The following is an 18,927-nucleotide window of genomic DNA, read 5'->3' as shown; positions in this document are numbered from 1 at the left end:
TCGTATTTCGATAAATTTGGTATTTTATGTTTGACTAATAAATTATTTTTTGCAAATCCTAACAGTGCGACTCTGAAACGCACAAACTTAAAACGAGTCGTATTGGGAGGATTACAATGACATTTAGACCCACGCGGCGCGCGGCGCTGCTTGGCGGTGCATGCGCTGTTGCCGCTACGATTACCGGCCCGTCCATCCGTCCGGCCTTTGCCGCCGGTCGCGCCCTTAAAATCGGTGTTGTCTCACCCAAAACCGGCCCGATGGCCGCTTTTGCGGAACCCACCGAATTCGTGATGTCCCGCATTTTGGCGGCAACGGGCGGTGTGATCGAAAATGGCGGTGTGACATACCCGCTTGAGATCGTGGAACGCGACACCCAGTCGAATCCCAACCGCGCTGCCGAGGTCACACAGGACTTGATCTTGTCCGAGGGCGTCGATGTGGTGCTGTGTTATGGCGGGCCCGAAAATGCCAACCCCGCCTCGGATCAATGTGAACTGAATGGTGTGCCATGTCTGGCCTCCGATCTGCCGATTGAACCGTGGTTCTTTGGTCGGAGCGGCGATCCTGAGACCGGTTTCGATTACACTTACTGCGCCTTTTTCGATGTTGCGACCTACTCCGGGGCGATGCTTGCCTTTATGGACAAGATCGCGCCAGGGGGCACCGTGGGCGGGCTTTGGCCCAACGATGCCGATGGCGTTGTGCTGTCCAAGGCTTTCACTGAGGGCTTTGGGGCCAAAGGGTATTCCATCGTTGATCCGGGGCGGTTCGATCTTCCGACTTCGAGTTTCTCGACCCAGATTGCAAAATTCCGTGACAGCGGTGTGGACATCGTCCAAGGCATCATGCCGCCGCCGGATTTCACCCTGTTCTGGAGCCAATGCGCCCAGCAGGCCTTTCAGCCAAAAGCGGTGATTGCTGGCAAATCCTCGGAATATCCGGCCTCTGTTCAGCCTTTGGGTGAAAAGGCCGTGGGGGTGTCCGTGCCGATCTGGTGGACCCCTGATTTCCCGTATGTCTCGTCTCTCGATGGCACCAGCGCCTTTGACACTGCACGCCGCTATGAGGTGGAGACTGGACGGCAATGGACCGCAGGTGTGGGGTCGCGCCATGCGATGTTCGAGGTGCTTATCGATACGCTGCGCCGTGCAACGGACCTCGATGACCCTGACAGTGTACGTGACGCTTTGGCCGCGACCAAACTCGACACGATCTGTGGCCTGATCGACTTTTCAAACGGACCAGTGCCCAACAGTGCCAAGCTCGGCCTTGTATCGGTGCAATGGGTCAAGGCACCGGAGGACTATCAGTTCCCCTATGACATGGCCGTGGTTGAAAACAGTTTTCATCCCACCGTGCCCATTGCGCGTGCGCCGTTCCCGATCCCCTACAGCTGATCGCACAGGACCATATTCGACATGCTCGAAGTTTCTCATCTCAAGAAACATTTCGGCGCGCTCAAGGTCATCGACGGGGTCGACCTGTCGGTGGCGCGTGGCGAAGTGTTAGGTATTCTCGGCCCCAACGGGGCCGGGAAAAGCACTCTGTTCAACCTCATTTCCGGCAATTTGCGTCCGACGAATGGGATCATACGGCTGAACGGAGTGGACATCACCAAGGCCAACCCATGGACTCGCGTGCGGGACGGTATTGGTCGGACCTTTCAGGTGCCGCATCCTTTCGGGCATCTGTCCGTATTCGAAAATGTGCTGGTCAGTGCGACACAGGCCGGGCGGCAAAGCGTTGCGGCGGCCCGCCCCGAGGTCAATCGCATTCTTGATCTGTGCCATCTGTCCCATCGGGCGCGCGTCCCGGCGGGGGAACTGCCGCTTCTGGATCTCAAAAGGCTCGAACTCGCCAAGGCGCTTGGGACAAATCCCGATCTTTTGTTGCTCGATGAAATTGCTGGCGGGTTGACTGACAGCGAGTGCGGTGCGCTTTTGGATATTCTCGATACGATCAAAGCCGAGGGCGTCACCATCGTCTGGATTGAACATATCGTTCATGCGTTGATCCGTGTGGCAACACGGCTGGTGGTTTTGGCCGAAGGGTCGTTGATCGCAAACGGCACGCCCGAAGAGGTCATGGCCGACCCAAAGGTGCGCAACCTCTATCTGGGGGTGGAGGCATGAGCGCTCTTTTGGAATTGCGTGATTTGAACGTATTTTACGGTGCGTTTCATTCGGTGCATGGCATCAACATCACCTGTCAGGAGGGCGAAATCGTGTCGCTGATCGGGGCGAATGGGGCGGGCAAAAGTTCGACCCTGCGCGCGATCATCGGACAGGTGCCGCGGATCACCGGCGAGATGCGTTTTGACGGAGAGGATATGTCAAAATGTTCGACCCCCGACCGGATTGCCTCCGGCATTGCCTTGGTGCCAGAGGGACGTCGCCTGTTTCCCAATTTGACGGTCGAAGAAAACCTAATGATCGGAGCCTATACGGGGCGTCCGGGGCCGATTGGCCTCAAAGATGTGTACGCGATTTTCCCCGTGCTCTTGGAGCGGCGCAAGCAGTTCGCCCGGCAACTCTCCGGTGGTCAGCAACAGATGGTTGCCATCGGTCGCGCCCTGATGATGAACCCGCGTTTGGTGTTGTTCGATGAAATCAGCCTTGGGCTATCGCCAAAGATCATCGGCGATATTTACGAGGTTTTGCCCCGCATTCGGGATCGCGGACTCAGTATGATCCTTGTCGAACAGGACATCTCCCGCTCTCTCGCGATGGCAGATCATTTTGTCTGTATGCTCGAAGGCCGCATTTCGCTGGCTGGGCGTCCGGCCGATGTCACCCGCGCACAAATCGCCGCCAGCTATTTCGGAGACTGATATGACAGGCCTTCTCGACCAGATCATTCAGGCCAGCCTCTTAGGCGGTCTTTACGCTATTTTCGCCCTTGGCCTGGCGATTTCTGTTGGTGTTTTGAAATTCATCAACGTCGCCCATGGCGACCTCATCGTGGCTATGTCGTTCTTGATGCTGACACTGACCGAAAGTCTCGGTTTGCCTGCGCCGATTGCCTTTGCACTTTTGATCCCGATCGGGGCGGGGATGGGGTGGCTTTTGCAATATGGGCTGTTTCAACGTGCGGCCAGTCAGAACGAGCTACAGATCATCCTGATCACTTTCGGGCTGTCGGTTATCCTGCAAAACGGGCTTTTGGGGATTTATGGCGCCGATACGCGCAAGGTGACGGCGGGCGGCATCGAACTCGCCTCGCTGCATCTCTTCGGCAATATCAATATCGGGGTTCTCCCCCTGATCATTTTTGCCACGGCCTGTGTGTTGATTGCGGGGCTTGAACAGCTTTTGTATCGCACCGGTCTGGGTGTCAAAATCCGCGCCATCGCGGATGCCCCCGAAGCGGCGCGTCTTGTTGGTCTCAAAGTTGCGGGTCTGATGGCCATCGCTATGGCGCTGGTCGGGATCACCGAAGCGGTCTCCGGCGGCTTGATGTCGATCTGGACCAACTTTGATCCCTCCTCTGGGTCAAGCCGGCTTTTGATCGCCTTCGAGGTCGTCGTGTTGGCCGGGCTTGGCAGTTTCTGGGGCGTGCTCGTGGGCGGGATCATCATCGCCTTGGCGCAAACCTTCGGCGGTATGGTCGACAGCGCCTATCAGGTGCTTGCCGGTCACATCGTCTTTCTCATCCTTTTCCTCGCCCGCCCTCAGGGCCTTTTCCCGAAGACGTAAGGTGACACCATGACATCCGGACTCGTTCTTTTCGGCCGTATCGCATTGGCTCTCGGGCTGATTGGCCTCTGTGCCGCGCCCGTCCTTTTTTCTCCGGCGATGCTTGTGCTTTTGACACAGGCGCTGACCATGCTGACCTTGGCGATGCTTTGGAATCTCGTGGCCGGCTATGGCAACGTGATGGTGATCGGCCAACATGCTTTTGTTGGGATCGGAGCCTATGCGTTTTATGGCTTTGCCATGCTGGCAGGGTGGCACATGGCCGTGGCTTTGTCCGCCGCAATGGCGGTGACCTTGGTGTGTGGTATTGCGGTTTACGCCATGCTTTACCGGCTGCGCACCGCATATCTTGCGGTTGGGAGCTGGGTTGTTGCCGAAACTTTGATGCTGATCGCGAGCCGCCTTCCGGGCTTTGGCGGCGGGTCGGGGGCGAGCCTCCCGACGAGCCTGTTGCGCAGTTTGGGCGTGCGCGCGCCGGAGCGGCTTTCGACGATCTACATTCTCGTCCTGGGCATGGCGGTTCTGGCTTTTGGTTTGATTTGGGCCTTAATGCGCTCGCGGATCGGCCTTGGCCTTGCCGCGTTGCGTGACAGCGAAGAGGGTGCCGCCGTTGCGGGAGTGAACACCCGCCTTGTGCGTGCGGCGAGCTTTATCCTCGCGGCTCCGATGGTTGGTCTCGTTGGTGTGCTCATCACGCTGCAAAAGGGACGGATTTCCCATGTCGCCTCGTTTTCGATGCTCGATTGGACCATCTATGTGTTGTTCATCGTCGTGATCGGCGGGTTGGGGAGCCTCGAAGGGCCGATCATCGGCACCCTAGTGTTCTTTCTTCTGCGCGAAGTGCTTCAGGACTACGGCACGCTCTACCTGATCACACTCGGGGCGATTTCCATTGTTGTTGTCCTCTTTGCCCCCAAAGGTCTGTGGGGATTGGCGCGGCGCAAACTTGGGTGCGATCTTATTCCTTTGACACATGATCCCAAAACCGGAGACCTGCGATGAAAATTCAAGCTGCTGTCGCGCGCGAGTCCGGAAAGCTCGTCTACGAAATCCTTGATCTCGACACGCCGCGCGACAATGAAATCCTTGTGCGTGTGGTCGCGACCGGGATTTGTCACACGGACCTGTCCGCCATCACGCAACTCCTGCCGGCGCGCCTGCCGATGGTGCCCGGGCACGAAGGGGCGGGCATTGTCGCGGCGGTGGGTGCGGGCGTGACCAAGGTCGCACCGGGTGATCATGTGGTGCTGACCTATGATTATTGCGATGACTGCCGGGCCTGTCGGGATCACGATCACACCTATTGTCATCACGCGGTGGAGCGGTGTTTCCTCGGTGATCGACCTGATGGAAGTTCGACGCTGCATGACGCGAAAAATGAGATCGTTCATGGTAGTTTCTTTGGCCAATCCTCTCTGGCCACCTATGCGCTGTGTTATGATCGCAATGTGATCAAGGTGCGCAAAGACGCGCCGCTTGAGCTGCTCGGGCCACTCGCTTGCGGCATTCAGACCGGGGCAGGGGCTGTGTTCAATGCGCTGGGGGTCACGGAGCAAACGGATTTTGCCGTCTTCGGGGCAGGGGCCGTGGGGCTGAGTGCCGTCATGGCGGCGCATGTGGCGGGCGCGCCCACGATCATTGCGGTCGACATTTCCGAAGAGCGGCTTGAGATGGCCCGCGATTTTGGCGCGACCCATGTGTTCAATAGCCGCACGGGAGATCCCGTCGCCTTTATTCAAAGTGTGACCGAGGGCGGTGTGTTGCGCTCGCTGGACACAAGCGGCGTTCCCACCGTCATGCAACAGGCGCTGGCCGCCACGGCTCCGCGTGGTTCCTGCGGTTGGCTTGCGGGCGTTGATCCGGCTCTTGAAGTGCCAATCAATCCGACCTTTCTGTTAGCCGGGCGTAGTGTCAAAGGCATCATCGAAGGCGAAAGCCACGACGCACAGGCGTTTATCTCAAAACTTGTTGATCTTTACATGGAGGGGCGATTTCCTTTTGATAAGATCTGCCAGTTTTACGAAATAGATCAATTGGAACAGGCGTTGGCCGACAGTAAATCTGGCGCGACGATCAAGCCGATCATTCGCTTTCATGCACAAAACTAAGCCCGCATTTTAAGCTGTGCGAGAGCTTTCAAAGCATACAGGAGATGAGATAAAGCGCCTTAGAACGCTGTTGCAGTCTCGTGGGTATGGTCTTTGTGCTCAATTGATCACACCCCAAAGCGTGCAAGCTGCCTCTATATCAGCGGGGGGCCAACATAGGGGAATCCCAATCTTGCCACCAAACCTGTCATAGCCCGAGGCCTTGAGGGGTCGCTTTGGATAGGGGGCCAGATCGTATCATAAGGATTTTTCGCGGGATCGCTTCATGATGTCGAGGATTGTATTTTTCTGATGGCGAGATCCCGTGCGATCCAGCGGTAGCTTCGTGCGCTCGCTGATGAGGTCGCGCTCGAATTGGACGATGCCTGCCAGCATGCGACCATGCGGCGTTTCGAGTTCGAAAGTCATGCCGCTAATGGCGACGACGGATACCGGATGCTCTCCGGACGACGGGTCCACGACTTGAAGGCCTGGTTGGATGATGAAGCGGAAGCAGCGGTATCGAGTGCAGACTTGGTGCGCCAGTTCGCCAAGCAATGCCGCCGGACACAAACCATCCTTCCCGGCATCTCGCGCATTGAGCGGCTATGTGCAGATACTTTGGCCGCCGCTGAGCGCCGGATTGAGACGCGCGCGCTCGCCTCGACGAATTACTGGCGGATTCTGTAGAGGGAAGAGTGAGCCGGTTCATCTGGTCGCGCCGGTTCGAGGTCGGTAATAATTCTGCCGATATGAACCGTCTGCTGGAGCGGCTGGAATGCCTGCAGAAGATAGGCGTAAATGCCGATTGCCTGGCCGACATTGCACCCCATAGAATTACCCAGCTTCGCCGTCGGGGTGAGCGCTACCTCACGGACGGGCTGCAGGATATATCCGGTGACCGCCGTCATGCCATTCTTGCGGTGTGTGCGGTGGAGTGGCGTTCCGCCATCGCCGACACGGTCGAGAAACCCATGACCGGATCTTGGGAAAGACTTGGCGCGAGGCGAAACGCCTTTGCGACGTCAAGATCACCGATGCAAGAGCATCCGTACAGGACGCTTTACAGGCATTTTTCACTCTGGGTGCGGCCCTGATTGGGTGCGAGATGATGAAGCACCGTTGGAAGAGGCGGTCGCGGATAGCTGTGGCTGGAAAGACCTCGAAAGGCTGGCGCATTCTGCCCGCCTGACCGACACCATGGAGGCAAATCCGCTCACTCATGTTGCACAGGGCTATCATCGTTTCCGTCGCTATGCGCCACGTATGCTCGAAGAGCTTCAGATCAGCGCTGCACCGGTGGCGAGACCGTTGATCGAGGCGGGCGGACCGCCCGACGGGCTTTCTTGGCCCACGCTCAAAATGGCACCGTCATCTGAAGATGCAGGAGGCCGGTGATCAAAAGCTCTGGGAAGTTGCGGAGTTGTCCCACCTGCGCAATGCCTTCCGGTCTGGGGATATCTGGTTGGCCCAGTCCCGGCGCCATGGCGATCTGAAGGAAGCACCGGTGCCTATTGCAGCGGTGCAGGCCATGCCGAAACTGACCGCCCCTTTCAACCCTGCGGTGGATTGGTTGGAAGACCGTAAGGCATGCATGAGCACGGGGCTGGACCGGTTGGCAAAGGCCGCCAAGGCTGGTGCAATCCCCGGCGGCCCCATTATCGACGGCATCCTGAAAACCGAGCGGTTGGCCGCCAACGTCCCGGACGAGGCCGATGAGTTAGTACTGGATCTTTATCGCCGCATGCCGGATGCGCGGATCACCGACATCATGCTGGAAGTCGAAGCGGATACGGGCTTTGCCGATGCCTTCGCCCACCTGCGAACCGACGCGCCCTGCAAGGACAAGATCGGATTGCTGAACGTCCTTCTCGGCGACGGGGTCAATCTCGGTTTGAGCAAAATGGCCGAAGCAGCAAACACCCACGATTATTTCCAGCTCTCTCGCCTGTCGCGCTGGCATGTTGAAAGCGAACCCATCAACCGGGCGCTGGCGACAATGATCGAAGGACAGGCGAAATTGCCCATGGCGCAGTTCTGGGGAGCAGGGGATACCGCATCCAGCGATGGCCAGCTCTTTCCCGCCGGGCGGCAGGGTGAGGCGATGAACCTCGTGAATGCGAAATACGGCAATGACCCCGGATTGAAGGCGTACACTCACGTCTCCGACCGGTTTGGACCTTTTGCCACCCAGACCATCCCGGCCACGGTGAACGAAGCGCCCTACATTCTCGGCGGGTTGCTGATGAACGAGACGGGAAAGAAAATTAGGGAACAGTATGCTGATACCGGTGGCTTCACCGACCACGTCTTCGCCGTGACGGCCTTGCTCGACTATCGGTTCATTCCTTGCATTCGAGACCTGCAGTCAAAGCGGCTCAATGTCTTCGATCCGAACATCATGCCCAAAGAGCTGAAATCCCTCATCGGCGGCAAGGTCAGGGAAGGAACCATCATCGCCAACTGGCTCGATATCCTGCGTAGTGCCGCCACGATGGTCGCCGAGATCATGTCGCCAAGCCAGCTTCTACGAAAGTTCGCAGCCTATCCCCAGCAGCATGATCTGGCCATCGCCTTGCACGAAATCGGACGCATCAAGCGCACGCTCTTCATCATCGAATGGCTGCTCGACACCGATATGCAGCGCCGCGCTCAAATCGGGTTGAACAAGGGCGAGGCGCACCACGCCCTCAAGAACGCCCTGCGTATCGGGCGGCAGGGTGAAATCCTCGACCGTACTGCCGAGAGGCAGCATTGCCGTATGGCTGGTTTCAACCTGCTCGTCGCCATCGTCATCTACTGGAATACCAAGCATCTCGGCCACGCCGTCGCCGTCGCCGCCCGCCGCAGGGCCCGGCTCGGCTGCCCACCAGACCTCCTCGCGCACATCTCACCACTCGGATGGGCTCACATCCTTCTCACAGGCGAATATCGATGGGCAAAGATCAGGGAGAACGCCTTATGATACGATCTGGCCTCCTACCCAAAGCGGCCCCAATTGGGCGCGGTGCGCGAGTTGACCGGGCGTGACACCTTCCGGCTGTACGGGGTGTAAAATGGCAGAGTCAGGGTTTGATCGCGAATTGGCCGACCTGCCGCCCGAGCTGCGCTGGCGCGAATGGATGCGGCGGATCGAGGCGGTGCTGTTTGCATCCGCCTCACCCGTGCCGCGCGAGGATCTGGCCCGCGTGGTGGGGCAGGGGGCCTCGGTGGACCTGCTGGTCGAGGACCTTGCCGCCGATCTGGAGGGGCGGGCGTTCGAAATGGCGAAGGTTGCCGGTGGGTGGATGTTTCGGACCCGGCCCGCCTACGCCCCCGCGATCCGCGCCGCGGCGGATGTCGGGGATCAACTGCTGGACCTGAGTGAATTCGACGTCGCGGTCCTGGCGGCCATCGCCTATCACCAGCCGATCACGCGCGACGGGCTCAAGGACATCTTCGGCAAGGAGATCAGCCGCGATCTGATCGGGCGGCTGCATGCCCGCGATCTGATTGGAACCGGGCCACGGTCGCCTCGGCGCGGCGCTCCCTATTCCTTCGTCACGACTGAGCAGTTTCTTGTCGCCTTCGGGTTGGAAAGCCTGCACGACCTCCCAGATCGCGAAGGGCTACAGGATGCGGGGGTTGGCGCAGCGTAGAGTGATGAGACTGATGATTGTTTGGTGAGGTCTGTATGGAGCAGATAGTGAAAGTTCTAATGGGCATCTCGTGAAATGAGCGAAATTGATGAATACCTCCCGCGCCATCTGACGCCTGAACTGCAGGAAGCGTTGACAATTGCACGAGTTGTCAACCTTGTCGGACCAAGACAGGTCGATAAGACGACCCGTGTCCGTGACTTGTTTAAGCAAGGCCGCTTCATCACGCTGGACGATACAGCGATCCTGGCGGCGATGGAGGCTGACAAGTCTTGTGAAAGAACAGCCTGATGCGCCGATTATCATCGATGAGGCTCAAAGGTCTCCGAAGCTCGCTTTGGCCATCAAGAAAATCGTCGATCGTAACCGCCGGAAAGGGCAGTTTGTCTTTACCGGGTCATCCAATGTCTTCACAACGGCGGAGGTCGCGGACTCGCTGGCGGGCCGGATGCAGACGCTCAAACTCTGGCCGCTGACGACCGCGGAGGTCAATCGCGCGTCGGCGAGCCGTTTGATTGATTGGGCGATGCAGTCCGCTCCAACGTTGTCTCAGATATCTGATCCCGCACACTTGGAACGCAAAGGCTATGTAGACCTCATTCTCATGGGCGGGTACCCCGAACTCCGCGCGCTACCTCCCCAACCACGGCAGCGGCAGTATCGCGACTACATTGATGCAGTGGTGGATCGAGACGTCGCAGACGTCATGCCGGTTCGGAAGCCCGATGCATTTCGATTTTTGATCGATCAAATGGCGGCACGGACTGCGCAAGAGATCAACACGTCCGAATTGGCAAACTGGCAAAGCTCAAACGCGAGACAGTTGATCAGTACCTCGATATTCTCATGCGTCTCTCACTGGTTACCAAGCTGAGCGCTTGGATGCCAGGGGAGAGCAAACGGAATATCAAGCAACCGAAGTTCCATTTCGTGGATACCGGAATTTCCAGTGCGCTTCGCCGGCTGAATGACAGATCGTTTGACATCGGCCATAGTCCTGAAGCCTTGGGTGGTTTGTTGGAGAGCTTCGTTGTCGGCGAGCTGCAGCGTGCTTTGCCGATGCAGGACGAAGACTATCGACTATATCATTGGCGCAGCGCTGACCGTCGAGAGATCGACGTGGTGATCGATGGCGGACATCGGCTGGTTGGGGTCGAAGTCAAGGCCGCGACCACGGTTGCCGCCGACGATTTCAAGCACCTGAAATGGTTCGCCCACGATGGGCCGGGAAAAGGGCGTAGCACCATAGGGATCGTATTCTACCTCGGGCAGGAAAAGCTGACCATGGGAGAGGGCAACTTCGCACTGCCGCTCAGTACGCTTTGGGCTGCGGTGGACTTGAACTAGGGGCTGTACTTCAACTTTCTGGAACAGCCCATTTCTGTCTTGGTTTGTAGAGGGCGTTGACGATTGTGACGAGCATTCGGGCATGGCTGTCGTGACGACCTTGTGTGGCTTTCCAGCGTCTCGCAGACGAGCGGCTCAGGTTTTTAGGACTGGATTGTGATGTCTTGCGACAAGAGCAGCCTGGAACAAGGCATGCCGTAGCAGCCGCCATCCGTCGCCAATAGCGCGCTTACCGCGCATCGCGCCTCTGCCATGTGCAATGGGGCCAAGCCTGTGAGAGCAGCAGCTTGCTCGCCAGAGATCTGACCGAGTTCCGGCATTTCTGCGATCGGCATCGTGCTGGAAACTGGGCATATCCCGGGAACGGAACGCAGGATATCGGCAATCGCGCTGGTCGCTAGTGTCTTGTTTAGGTATCAATCTTGAGCCCAAATTTTCGAACCGTCTCTCGGCTCACGGTCACGCCTCGCTTGGCGAGCAGAACACCGGCATCAGCTGGGCTGAGGGCAAAACGACTGTAGGCCCAGACGGCATCATAGGCGATGATCTCGCGTGGGAAACGGTAACCTTTCAGCAGTATTTTCGTACACCCTAACATCCCATAGTCATTTTGTACACTTTAACATCCTATATTAACATAATTATGGGATCTCTGTATGTACGAAAACGCCCCCCTAAGTTAAGAAAAAACACAAATAAAATGTTAACGCATCCTCTCACTATGGTCGTCAAAATGATCTATTGGTGTGAAACTTCATCATCTGAGGACGGGCAATATGCCAGCTAGGGAACTTATATATGCGACAGCTTTGCCCGCTGAAGCTCACATGTACGTAGGGCTAACCGAAAATCTTCCCGAGATAGAGATCGAGCTTATGTAGCAAGCTCGCGAATTGCAGGTCATCGTAAGGGAATTCATAAAAGATCATGACCAAGTAAACAAAAGGCGCCCACCGATTTTTTTACAAGTTAAGGGCGCAAGCACACCGTTCCAAGGCCGAATAGTCTGGTCGCGCATGACAGGTAGAAAATATAACAAAATATCTGGAAAAGGATGGATTACAACGGTTGTTCCGGGACGGCGAAATTTCAAATATCGAAATGACATTTTTGACGTTTACGACGAACCACTTCGAACCATGCTGGTTGAGATCGAAAAGAATGCGGCAGAACTTCGCCGACGCGTGTCATTTTGGTACAGTGTTTACAGGGAAGTTCAAAAAATGTCTGCGGCGGACTGAGAAGCCGCAGGGAGGTGAAATTCTCTCCGCGGATCGCAGCTCAGGTGCGGGCAAGGATACGTTCCGGCAGGGGCCTGCGGGAATGCTGAGCTATAGCTAAAAGTTGGTGATGGCCCCTGAGGGGTGGCATATCATGGCGGTGTTGAAGACGCCGTCAATTCTCGCAGAGAAAGGGATATGTCACATGACGAGAGATACCATCACCGCTTTGCGTGATCCGTAACCGGGCCATTGATGCCGCGGCTTATGTGGCTTGAGAGTCAGTGCTCGAGACGGGGCGCCCAATTCCATGACAACAACGTAACCACCTCATTGGTGCCGTCTTTTCTGTGATTGTCTGAGGTTTTAAGAGTGTTGTCACATTAACTCGACCGGCTTGTGAGTGGGCGTAGTGGTCGATGCTCAGGCGACATTTTCCGCATAGTTCCAGGCCTCGAGTGCTTCGAGCCTATTGTAGCGGATGGTGAGGGCGGCACGGCGGCGCGCTTGTCTCGCTTCGATTGCAGGATTTCCTCAAGAACGACGCCCTGTTGATCAACCGCCCGCCAGCCAGTATGATCGGCCCGCGATCTTCACGAGGACTTCGTCCAGGTGTCCGACATCCCCGGGGCGCGGCTGCCGTCGCCGTAGACCATGGGCGATCAAGGGGCCAGACTTGACGGTCCAGCGCCGGACCGTTTCATACGAAACGTCCACACCACGTTTCAGCATCAACTCCTCGACCTCGCGCAGGCTCAAGTTGAACCGGACGTAGAGCCAGACAACATGAGCAATGATCTGGGGCGGAAACCGGTGGCGCTTGTCGTTGATTTTCAATGTCTGCATCGACACCGCCTACGCCCAGATCAATGAGCCAGCGATGTCCAGGGCATTAACGTGACAACACTGTCGATAGTCGTGGCGACGTGCTCGACATACTTGTCCAATCGCGGCGCAGCAAACAGGCCGCAAGTCGATTTTTCCGCAAGCTATTCAAGGCATTTGGTGAGCCGCGGGTGATTGTCGCTGATAAACTTCGAAGTGACGGAGCCGCCCTGAAGAAGCTTGCTCCGGGAATCGAGCATTGCAGTCATAAAGGTCTCAACAATCGATCCGAAGGGTCGCACAGGCCGACCTGAAGGCGAGAAAAATGTATGGCCTGTTTCAAATCGCCTGGCCAAGCGCAACAATTTCTCTCCATTCATGATCAAGTCCAAAATATCTTCCGCCCGCGCCGCCACACCCTGTCTGCCGCTTGCTGCCGTCAATCCAGAGCCGACGCACATTGGATCCGGGACGACATCACACGTGAGCTAAAGGCTGCTTGATATCTCGTGTCCCGGCTTTCGCTGCCAAGAATGCCGATAACTTGACGATCCCCTCCGAACAGTTCCATCCCGTCGAGCCCCGCGCGCTGCATCTGCGCGGCACTCAGGGCGAGGGGTTCACCGCCGAAGATCCATCTGCAGCAGCCGATCTTCATGACGTGGCTCCGACCATCTCAGCGGTGATTGTCACAGTGCGGCCCTCGCGATGCGAGATATTGGCCGCCTCGGCGAGCGCCAGAGCGTTGACGCCATCTTGCACGGTCGCGGGCGTTGCCGTGCCGGAAGTAAGCGCGTCAAGGAAGCCCGCCCATTCCGTTTCATAGGCGCGCATGTAGCGCTCAAGGAAGAACAGCTGCGGCTTGGCCGAGCTGACGCCCGACGCGGTGGATTTGCTCAGCGTGCTCTCAAGCTGGTTCTCGACCGAGAGGAGGCCCTCAGAGCCGAGGAGTTCAAGCCGTTGATCATAGCCAAAGACCGCGCGGCGGGAGTTGCGGATCGTGGCAATACGCCCGTCTGCGTAATGCAGGATGACGACGGCGGTATCCACATCGCCCGCCGCTCCAATCGCCGGATCGACAAGACACGAGCCTGTCGCGGTGACTTTTTCGGGTAGGCCGAACAGCCAGCAGCACATATCGAAATCATGGATCATCATATCGCGGAACAGCCCGCCCGAGACCTTCACATAGCTCACAGGCGGTGGGGCCGGATCGTAGGAGGTGACGGAAAGCAACTCACCCTTGCCAATCTCGCCCGCCGCAAACGCGGCTTTGAGGGCGGCGAAATTTGGATCAAACCGGCGGTTGAAGCCCATCATCACCGGCTTGCCGCTGGCCGCGACAGAGGTGCGAACCTTGAGCGCGCGCGCCAGATCCAGATCAATCGGCTTTTCACAGAACACCGCCTTGCCCGCCGCCACGCCACGCTCGATCAGATCGGCATGGGTATTGGTGGAGGAGGCAATCAGGATCGCGTCGATGCTGCTGTCGTTGAGGATGTCCTCCGCGCTGCGCACGGCAATCCCGTGCTCGGTGGCGAGGGCTTGCGCGGCCTCTTCCATCACATCGGTGACAGCGACGAGACGGGCGCGGGGATCGGATTTGATCGAGGCGGCGTGAACTTTGCCGATCCGGCCTGCGCCGAAGAGAGCGACGTTGAGTGTCATGACGGTCCTTTCGGGAACAGTTAGAGGGTGATGCGCTGGCCGCTGCGGGCGCTGGCGTCAATTGCGTGGATGACGGCCTCGAACGGGAGGGCGTCGGTAAAGCTGGGGGCGCTTTGCGGCCCGCCCGCGATCCAGCGCAGGAAGGCGGCAACTTCGATGGTTTTGAGATCCCCAAAGCCGAGTTGATGGCCGGCAGCAGGGCAGAAATCCCCGTAGGGCGCGTGGGCGGGGCCGGTCAGGATCGTGCGGAAGCCCTGCTGCGCGACAGGCCCCTCGTTCTGGTAGATCTGCAATTCGTTGAGGCGTTCCTGCGCGAAGGTAATCATGCCTTTGGTGCCGTGAACTTCCCAATCCAGACGGTTCTTGCGCCCCCAAGCCGAGCGGGAGGTGCACAAAGTGCCTTGTGCCCCGCTGGCAAAACGCACGATGGCGGAGGCGGTGTCTTCGTTCTCCACCGCGGCGCGGGTATCGGAATTGGCCACGGGGCGGGTGGTATGGATGATCTGCGTATCCGCGATCAGGCTGTCGATTGGCCCCATCAACCCGTAGGCGAGCGAAACCAGATGGCAGCCGAGATCACCCAGCGTCCCTAGCCCCGCCTGCGTGCGGGTGGCGCGCCAGCTCCATGGCAGATCGGGATCGGCCTGATAATCCTCATCGACCCAGCCACGGAAATGCACAAGATCACCAATCGCGCCCTCCGCAATCAACCGCTGCGCATGCCGGAAGGCAGGGTTATGCGTGTAATTATAGCCGACCATGGTTTTCACGCCGTGCTTGCGCGCGGCCTCTTCCATCGCGCGCGCCTGATCCAGCGTCAGCGAGAGCGGCTTTTCGCAATGCACATGTTTGCCCGCCTCAATTGCCGCCAGCGCCATCTCATAGTGAAACGCGTTGGGGCTGGTGATCGAGACGATATCGACCTCCTCAGCGCGGACCATTGCGCGCCAATCGGTTGTGGCATGTTGAAAGCCAAACTGATCTGCCATCTTGTGCGCAAGATCGTCCGTCTGATCGCAAAGCCACATCAACCGCACCTCTGGCAGATCGCCGAAGACCGCCCGCGCCGCACGATACGCGAGCGCATGGGCCTTGCCCATGTAACCCGTTCCGATTAGGGCAAGCCCTAGAGTTTTCATGATTGCTCCTCCCCCGAGCACGGCCTAGCTTACCGTCTTGCCATTCGTCCCGAATAGATCCTGATCTCGTTTGGATTTTGAAAAAATCAGAATTTTTATTCCAATTCTCTATTCGCTATATTACTAATATCTGTCAAGGGGGAGTATACAGATGGAAAGCATATCGGACGGCCCGCAGGACCCGCCAGAGACGATCACGCAGCTTATGGCGCGGCTGGATCGGATTGGCGGCTCGCTTCCCAAGCGCTTGCGGCAGTGCGCGGAATATCTGCGCGCGAATATCAACCTGATTGCCGTCTCTACGGTGGCGGAGATTTCCGCCGCTGCGGGCGTTGCCCCTTCGGCTTTCATGCGGTTTTGTCAGGCACTTGGTTTCTCTGGCTATTCCGAGATGCAGGCGCTGTTTCGCGCGGAGTATGCGCAATCGCGTCCGGACTATCCCGAACGGCTAAGCGATCTGCGCGCACGCGGTGGGCATGGCGGCGCACGACTTCTGGCCGATTTCATTGAAGCGGGCCACAAATCCCTTATTTCTCTATCGAATAACGATGGCGTGGAGCAGTTGACAGCCGCAATTGAGCAGATCGCGCGGGCGCGCGTCGTGCATCTGGTCGGGGTGCGGCGTTCCTATCCGGTAGTGAGTTATATGGGGTATATGCTGCAAAAAATGGAGATCCCCTGCATTGTGCATACGGGCATAGCGGGCGTTGAATATACAGCCTCGATCCAATCAGGGGATGTGCTTTTTGCAGTGACTTTCGCGCCTTTCGCACAGGAAACGCGGGGCATTGCAGAGGCCGCCCATGTAAAAGGGGTGCCCGTGATTCTGCTGACAGATTCGGCGGATTGCCCCTTGGCGAAGCTCGCAGCGGCCCAGCTGATTGCACGGGAGGTGGATTCCGGTGCGTTTCGGGTGCCGATCGCCTCAATGACTTTGGCGACGACGATCGCGGTGGGCGCGGGCAGCCTGCTTGGAACGGGCGCGTGAAACTTCAAGAATAGAACGGTTGCCTTTCTCAAAAAAATGGAATATTAATTCCATTACCGAGGCGGGAGGGGGAATCATCCCGCTGAAAGGCGCTGAGCGGCTGATGCCGCGAGGTGATGCGCTCCAGCATCACGCTGGTCGTCGGGCGAAGAGGAACGCCCCAAAACGGTCTAGGGAGGAAACATGACCAAATTCGTTAAAGTGACTGCGACCGCTATGGCTCTGGCACTTGCCGCGCCAGCTTTCGCGCAAGATATCATCGTCGTGTCGCATGGGCAGGCGAATGATCCGTTCTGGTCCGTCGTGAAAAACGGCGTCGACAAGGCGGCAAAAGACTCCGGCGCAACGGTGGACTACCGTGCGCCCGAAACCTTCGACATGGTGGCGATGAGCCAGCTGATTGACGCGGCCGTGAACCAAGAGCCTGACGGCCTTGTGGTTTCGATCCCCGATGCGGATGCGCTGTCCCCGTCGATCCAGCGCGCTGTGGCCGCAGGCATTCCGGTGATCTCAATGAACTCCGGCTCTGACGTCTCCAAGTCGCTGGGTGCGCTGCTTCATGTTGGTCAGGATGAGTTCGATGCGGGTAAAGCTGCGGGCGAGAAACTGGCCTCGATGGGCGGCAAAACCGGCATCTGTGTGAATCAGGAAGTGGGCAACGTCTCGCTTGACCAGCGCTGTGCGGGCTTCTCCGAAGGGTTCGGCGGCAAGGTTGACGTGATCCCGACGCAGAATGATCCGGCTGAGGTGCAAGCGAAGGTGAAAGCCGCGCTCGAATCCAACCCTGATATCGATACAATCATGGGCCTTGGCGCATCGCTGGTTGGCGAGCCGTCAATTGCCGCCGTGGAAGCGGTTGGCCGCACGGGTGAGGTCAATGTCGCGACCTTCGATCTTTCGGCGGGCTTTCTGGAAGCTGTTGCCGATGGCCGCGCCTCTTTCGGCATCGATCAGCAGCAATTCCTGCAAGGGTATCTTCCGGTGATCTTCCTCGCGCTCAATGCGGAATATGGTTTGATCCCGGGCGGTAACGTGCCCTCCGGCCCGAACTTGATCACGCAGGAAAAAGCGGCGCAGGTGGTTGATCTCTCGGCCAAGGGTATTCGCTGATCCAAACCTGACTGACAGGTCTTGAATGCATTGAGGCCGCGGTGCGCTCCGCGTCGCGGCCTTGTTATATCCATACCTCATCCGGGAGGGAGACCGGCAATGGCCGACACAGCCCAAATCAATTCCGACGAACGGCTCAAGCGTGAGTCCTTCAGTGCCCGTTTGATGAAGCGCCCAGAGCTTGGGGCCATCGCTGGCGTTATCCTTGTCACGATTTTCTTTCTGTTCACCGCCGATAGCGCGATGTTCACCCTGTCCGGCATCATGAATTTCATGACGCCAGCCTCGCAGCTGGGTATCCTCGCGATTGGCGCGGCGCTTTTGATGATCGGTGGCGAGTTTGATCTGTCCATCGGGTCGATGGTTGCCTTTGCGGGGCTGATCTTCGGCGCTTGTGTTGTGACATTTGGCCTGCCGCTGATCATCGCAATCCCGCTCACCTTCGTTTTTGCGGCACTGGTTGGCGCGGTGAATGGCTCCATTGTGCTCAAAACCGGTCTGCCATCCTTTATCGTTACACTGGCCTTCCTCTTCGTGCTGCGCGGGATCTCTCTCGTCGGACTGAAGCTGGCCACGGGCGGCTCGACGCAGCTGCGCGGCGTGCGCGATGCGATTGAAGGGGATTTCCTGATCCCGCTGTTTTCGGGCGATGCGTTTGGCGGGCTGTTTACATGGTTGGCAAGCATTGGCGTTGTCGAGACATTCAACAATGGCGCGCCGAAAGTGCCCGGTATTCCGGTCGAGATTCTATGGTTCATCGGGCTGACGCTGGTCGCCACTTTCGTTTTGCTGCGCACGCCCTATGGCAACTGGATCTTTGCGGCGGGCGGGGATCGCAATGCGGCCTCCAATTCCGGTGTTCCGGTGCGCAAGATCAAAATCTCGCTCTTCATGTTCACCGCCTGCTGCGCGGCGCTTGTCGCCATCATCACGGTGATGGATGCGGGCTCCACCGATGCGCGGCGCGGATTCATGAAGGAATTCGAGGCGATTATCGCGGCGGTGATCGGCGGCTGTCTGCTCACGGGGGGCTACGGCTCGGCGATCGGGGCCTTCTTCGGCTCGATCATCTTCGGCATGGTGGTCATCGGATTGAGCTACACCAGCTTCGATCAGGACTGGTTTCAGGTCTTCTTGGGCGGGATGCTGCTGATCGCGGTTCTGTTCAACAATTACATCCGCAAGCGTGTGACGGGGGAGCGTTGAT

Annotated in this window: 17 protein-coding genes and 4 pseudogenes; 16 read left to right on the top strand and 5 right to left on the bottom strand. The window is 58.0% G+C overall.

Going from position 1 to position 18,927, the window contains the following annotated elements; all coding sequences use genetic code 11:
- Positions 1–116: 116 nt before the first annotated feature.
- The 11 genes and pseudogenes from BLT54_RS15905 (at position 117) to BLT54_RS22850 (ending at position 10,770) form a co-directional block, all read left to right on the top strand.
- Positions 117–1,400 carry an ABC transporter substrate-binding protein gene (locus BLT54_RS15905; protein ID WP_074646279.1) on the top strand — a complete coding sequence of 428 codons (1,284 nt, stop codon included), beginning with the start codon at positions 117–119 and terminating at the stop codon, positions 1,398–1,400.
- 21 nt (positions 1,401–1,421) lie between these two features.
- Positions 1,422–2,135: an ABC transporter ATP-binding protein gene (locus BLT54_RS15900; protein WP_074646278.1), complete on the top strand. Its 714-nt coding sequence runs from the start codon at positions 1,422–1,424 to the stop codon at positions 2,133–2,135.
- Positions 2,132–2,833 carry an ABC transporter ATP-binding protein gene (locus BLT54_RS15895; RefSeq protein ID WP_074646277.1) on the top strand — a complete coding sequence of 234 codons (702 nt, stop codon included), beginning with the start codon at positions 2,132–2,134 and terminating at the stop codon, positions 2,831–2,833. Before BLT54_RS15900 ends, BLT54_RS15895 begins: the two co-directional genes overlap by 4 nt.
- Position 2,834: 1 nt before the next feature.
- Entirely contained in the window at positions 2,835–3,698 is an 864-nt protein-coding gene (locus tag BLT54_RS15890) for a branched-chain amino acid ABC transporter permease (protein ID WP_074646276.1), read from the top strand.
- Between the two features lie 9 nt (positions 3,699–3,707).
- Complete coding sequence (locus BLT54_RS15885; RefSeq protein WP_074646275.1) at positions 3,708–4,700, top strand: branched-chain amino acid ABC transporter permease; 993 nt, start codon at positions 3,708–3,710, stop codon at positions 4,698–4,700.
- The gene (locus tag BLT54_RS15880; RefSeq protein ID WP_074646274.1) at positions 4,697–5,806 is read left to right on the top strand and encodes an NAD(P)-dependent alcohol dehydrogenase; all 1,110 of its coding nucleotides are present in this window, start codon (positions 4,697–4,699) and stop codon (positions 5,804–5,806) included. The genes BLT54_RS15885 and BLT54_RS15880 overlap by 4 nt, the downstream gene beginning before the upstream one ends.
- A 324-nt stretch (positions 5,807–6,130) precedes the next feature.
- Positions 6,131–8,750 (top strand): annotated as a pseudogene (locus BLT54_RS22275) (Tn3 family transposase); the annotation flags it as partial.
- A 91-nt stretch (positions 8,751–8,841) separates the two neighbouring features.
- On the top strand, positions 8,842–9,423 hold the full coding sequence (gene scpB / locus BLT54_RS15865; RefSeq protein ID WP_074646272.1) for an SMC-Scp complex subunit ScpB: 582 nt from the start codon (positions 8,842–8,844) through the stop codon (positions 9,421–9,423).
- A 75-nt stretch (positions 9,424–9,498) separates the two neighbouring features.
- Complete coding sequence (locus BLT54_RS22860) at positions 9,499–9,714, top strand: hypothetical protein (protein WP_245708028.1); 216 nt, start codon at positions 9,499–9,501, stop codon at positions 9,712–9,714.
- Positions 9,698–10,297 carry an ATP-binding protein gene (locus BLT54_RS22855; RefSeq protein WP_245708027.1) on the top strand — a complete coding sequence of 200 codons (600 nt, stop codon included), beginning with the start codon at positions 9,698–9,700 and terminating at the stop codon, positions 10,295–10,297. Before BLT54_RS22860 ends, BLT54_RS22855 begins: the two co-directional genes overlap by 17 nt.
- Positions 10,270–10,770: a DUF4143 domain-containing protein gene (locus BLT54_RS22850; protein ID WP_245708026.1), complete on the top strand. Its 501-nt coding sequence runs from the start codon at positions 10,270–10,272 to the stop codon at positions 10,768–10,770. Before BLT54_RS22855 ends, BLT54_RS22850 begins: the two co-directional genes overlap by 28 nt.
- Before the next feature lie 412 nt (positions 10,771–11,182).
- On the opposite strand, the pseudogene BLT54_RS15855 reads toward BLT54_RS22850, so the two are convergent.
- Positions 11,183–11,368: pseudogene (locus tag BLT54_RS15855) on the bottom strand (hypothetical protein); the annotation flags it as partial.
- 295 nt (positions 11,369–11,663) lie between these two features.
- Here BLT54_RS15855 and mobI point away from each other — a divergent pair.
- Positions 11,664–12,011: a conjugative transfer protein MobI(A/C) gene (gene mobI / locus BLT54_RS23135; protein WP_425429338.1), complete on the top strand. Its 348-nt coding sequence runs from the start codon at positions 11,664–11,666 to the stop codon at positions 12,009–12,011.
- Between the two features lie 476 nt (positions 12,012–12,487).
- Here mobI and BLT54_RS15845 read toward each other — a convergent pair.
- A pseudogene (locus BLT54_RS15845) lies at positions 12,488–12,836 on the bottom strand (IS6 family transposase); the annotation flags it as partial.
- Between the two features lie 62 nt (positions 12,837–12,898).
- Between BLT54_RS15845 and BLT54_RS15840 the strand changes: the two are divergent.
- Positions 12,899–13,318 (top strand): annotated as a pseudogene (locus BLT54_RS15840) (IS6 family transposase); the annotation flags it as partial.
- On the opposite strand, the gene BLT54_RS22260 reads toward BLT54_RS15840, so the two are convergent.
- From BLT54_RS22260 to BLT54_RS15830, 3 genes are read right to left on the bottom strand one after another with little or no spacing between them, the layout of a single operon-like run.
- On the bottom strand, positions 13,255–13,473 hold the full coding sequence (locus BLT54_RS22260; RefSeq protein ID WP_143026850.1) for a hypothetical protein: 219 nt from the start codon (positions 13,471–13,473) through the stop codon (positions 13,255–13,257). The pseudogene BLT54_RS15840 and the gene BLT54_RS22260 sit on opposite strands and share 64 nt — an antisense overlap.
- Entirely contained in the window at positions 13,470–14,483 is a 1,014-nt protein-coding gene (gene iolG / locus BLT54_RS15835) for an inositol 2-dehydrogenase (RefSeq protein WP_074646269.1), read from the bottom strand. Before iolG ends, BLT54_RS22260 begins: the two co-directional genes overlap by 4 nt.
- A gap of 20 nt (positions 14,484–14,503) precedes the next feature.
- Positions 14,504–15,622: a Gfo/Idh/MocA family protein gene (locus tag BLT54_RS15830; protein WP_074646268.1), complete on the bottom strand. Its 1,119-nt coding sequence runs from the start codon at positions 15,620–15,622 to the stop codon at positions 14,504–14,506.
- Positions 15,623–15,773: 151 nt separating this feature from the next.
- On the opposite strand from BLT54_RS15830, the gene BLT54_RS15825 reads away from it, so the two are divergent.
- From BLT54_RS15825 to BLT54_RS15815, 3 genes are all read left to right on the top strand, one after another.
- A complete protein-coding gene (locus BLT54_RS15825; protein WP_074646267.1) occupies positions 15,774–16,610 on the top strand; it encodes a MurR/RpiR family transcriptional regulator in 837 nt (278 codons plus the stop codon).
- Positions 16,611–16,793: 183 nt separating this feature from the next.
- The gene (locus tag BLT54_RS15820; RefSeq protein ID WP_074646266.1) at positions 16,794–17,720 is read left to right on the top strand and encodes a sugar ABC transporter substrate-binding protein; all 927 of its coding nucleotides are present in this window, start codon (positions 16,794–16,796) and stop codon (positions 17,718–17,720) included.
- Positions 17,721–17,819: 99 nt separating this feature from the next.
- Positions 17,820–18,926, top strand: coding sequence for an ABC transporter permease (locus BLT54_RS15815; protein ID WP_074646265.1), 1,107 nt, complete (start codon positions 17,820–17,822; stop codon positions 18,924–18,926).
- Position 18,927 lies beyond the last annotated feature (1 nt).

The sequence above is a fragment of the Celeribacter baekdonensis genome (genome assembly GCF_900102315.1).
GTDB classification, from domain to species: domain Bacteria; phylum Pseudomonadota; class Alphaproteobacteria; order Rhodobacterales; family Rhodobacteraceae; genus Celeribacter; species Celeribacter baekdonensis.
The sequence above is the reverse complement of the archived record's forward strand: the minus strand, read 5'-3'. Positions and strand labels throughout refer to the sequence as shown.

Bases quoted from the DNA above. Each gene is read 5' to 3' on its own strand.
- BLT54_RS15905 (WP_074646279.1), top strand. From the start codon at position 117: ATGACATTTAGACCCACGCGGCGCGCGGCGCTGCTTGGCGGTGCATGC.
- BLT54_RS22260 (WP_143026850.1), bottom strand. From the start codon at position 13,473: ATGAAGATCGGCTGCTGCAGATGGATCTTCGGCGGTGAACCCCTCGCC.
- scpB (WP_074646272.1), top strand. From the start codon at position 8,842: ATGGCAGAGTCAGGGTTTGATCGCGAATTGGCCGACCTGCCGCCCGAG.
- BLT54_RS15890 (WP_074646276.1), top strand. From the start codon at position 2,835: ATGACAGGCCTTCTCGACCAGATCATTCAGGCCAGCCTCTTAGGCGGT.
- BLT54_RS22850 (WP_245708026.1), top strand. From the start codon at position 10,270: ATGCGTCTCTCACTGGTTACCAAGCTGAGCGCTTGGATGCCAGGGGAG.
- BLT54_RS15820 (WP_074646266.1), top strand. From the start codon at position 16,794: ATGACCAAATTCGTTAAAGTGACTGCGACCGCTATGGCTCTGGCACTT.
- BLT54_RS15895 (WP_074646277.1), top strand. From the start codon at position 2,132: ATGAGCGCTCTTTTGGAATTGCGTGATTTGAACGTATTTTACGGTGCG.
- BLT54_RS15830 (WP_074646268.1), bottom strand. From the start codon at position 15,622: ATGAAAACTCTAGGGCTTGCCCTAATCGGAACGGGTTACATGGGCAAG.
- BLT54_RS15815 (WP_074646265.1), top strand. From the start codon at position 17,820: ATGGCCGACACAGCCCAAATCAATTCCGACGAACGGCTCAAGCGTGAG.
- iolG (WP_074646269.1), bottom strand. From the start codon at position 14,483: ATGACACTCAACGTCGCTCTCTTCGGCGCAGGCCGGATCGGCAAAGTT.
- BLT54_RS15825 (WP_074646267.1), top strand. From the start codon at position 15,774: ATGGAAAGCATATCGGACGGCCCGCAGGACCCGCCAGAGACGATCACG.
- BLT54_RS15880 (WP_074646274.1), top strand. From the start codon at position 4,697: ATGAAAATTCAAGCTGCTGTCGCGCGCGAGTCCGGAAAGCTCGTCTAC.
- BLT54_RS22860 (WP_245708028.1), top strand. From the start codon at position 9,499: ATGAGCGAAATTGATGAATACCTCCCGCGCCATCTGACGCCTGAACTG.
- BLT54_RS15900 (WP_074646278.1), top strand. From the start codon at position 1,422: ATGCTCGAAGTTTCTCATCTCAAGAAACATTTCGGCGCGCTCAAGGTC.
- BLT54_RS15885 (WP_074646275.1), top strand. From the start codon at position 3,708: ATGACATCCGGACTCGTTCTTTTCGGCCGTATCGCATTGGCTCTCGGG.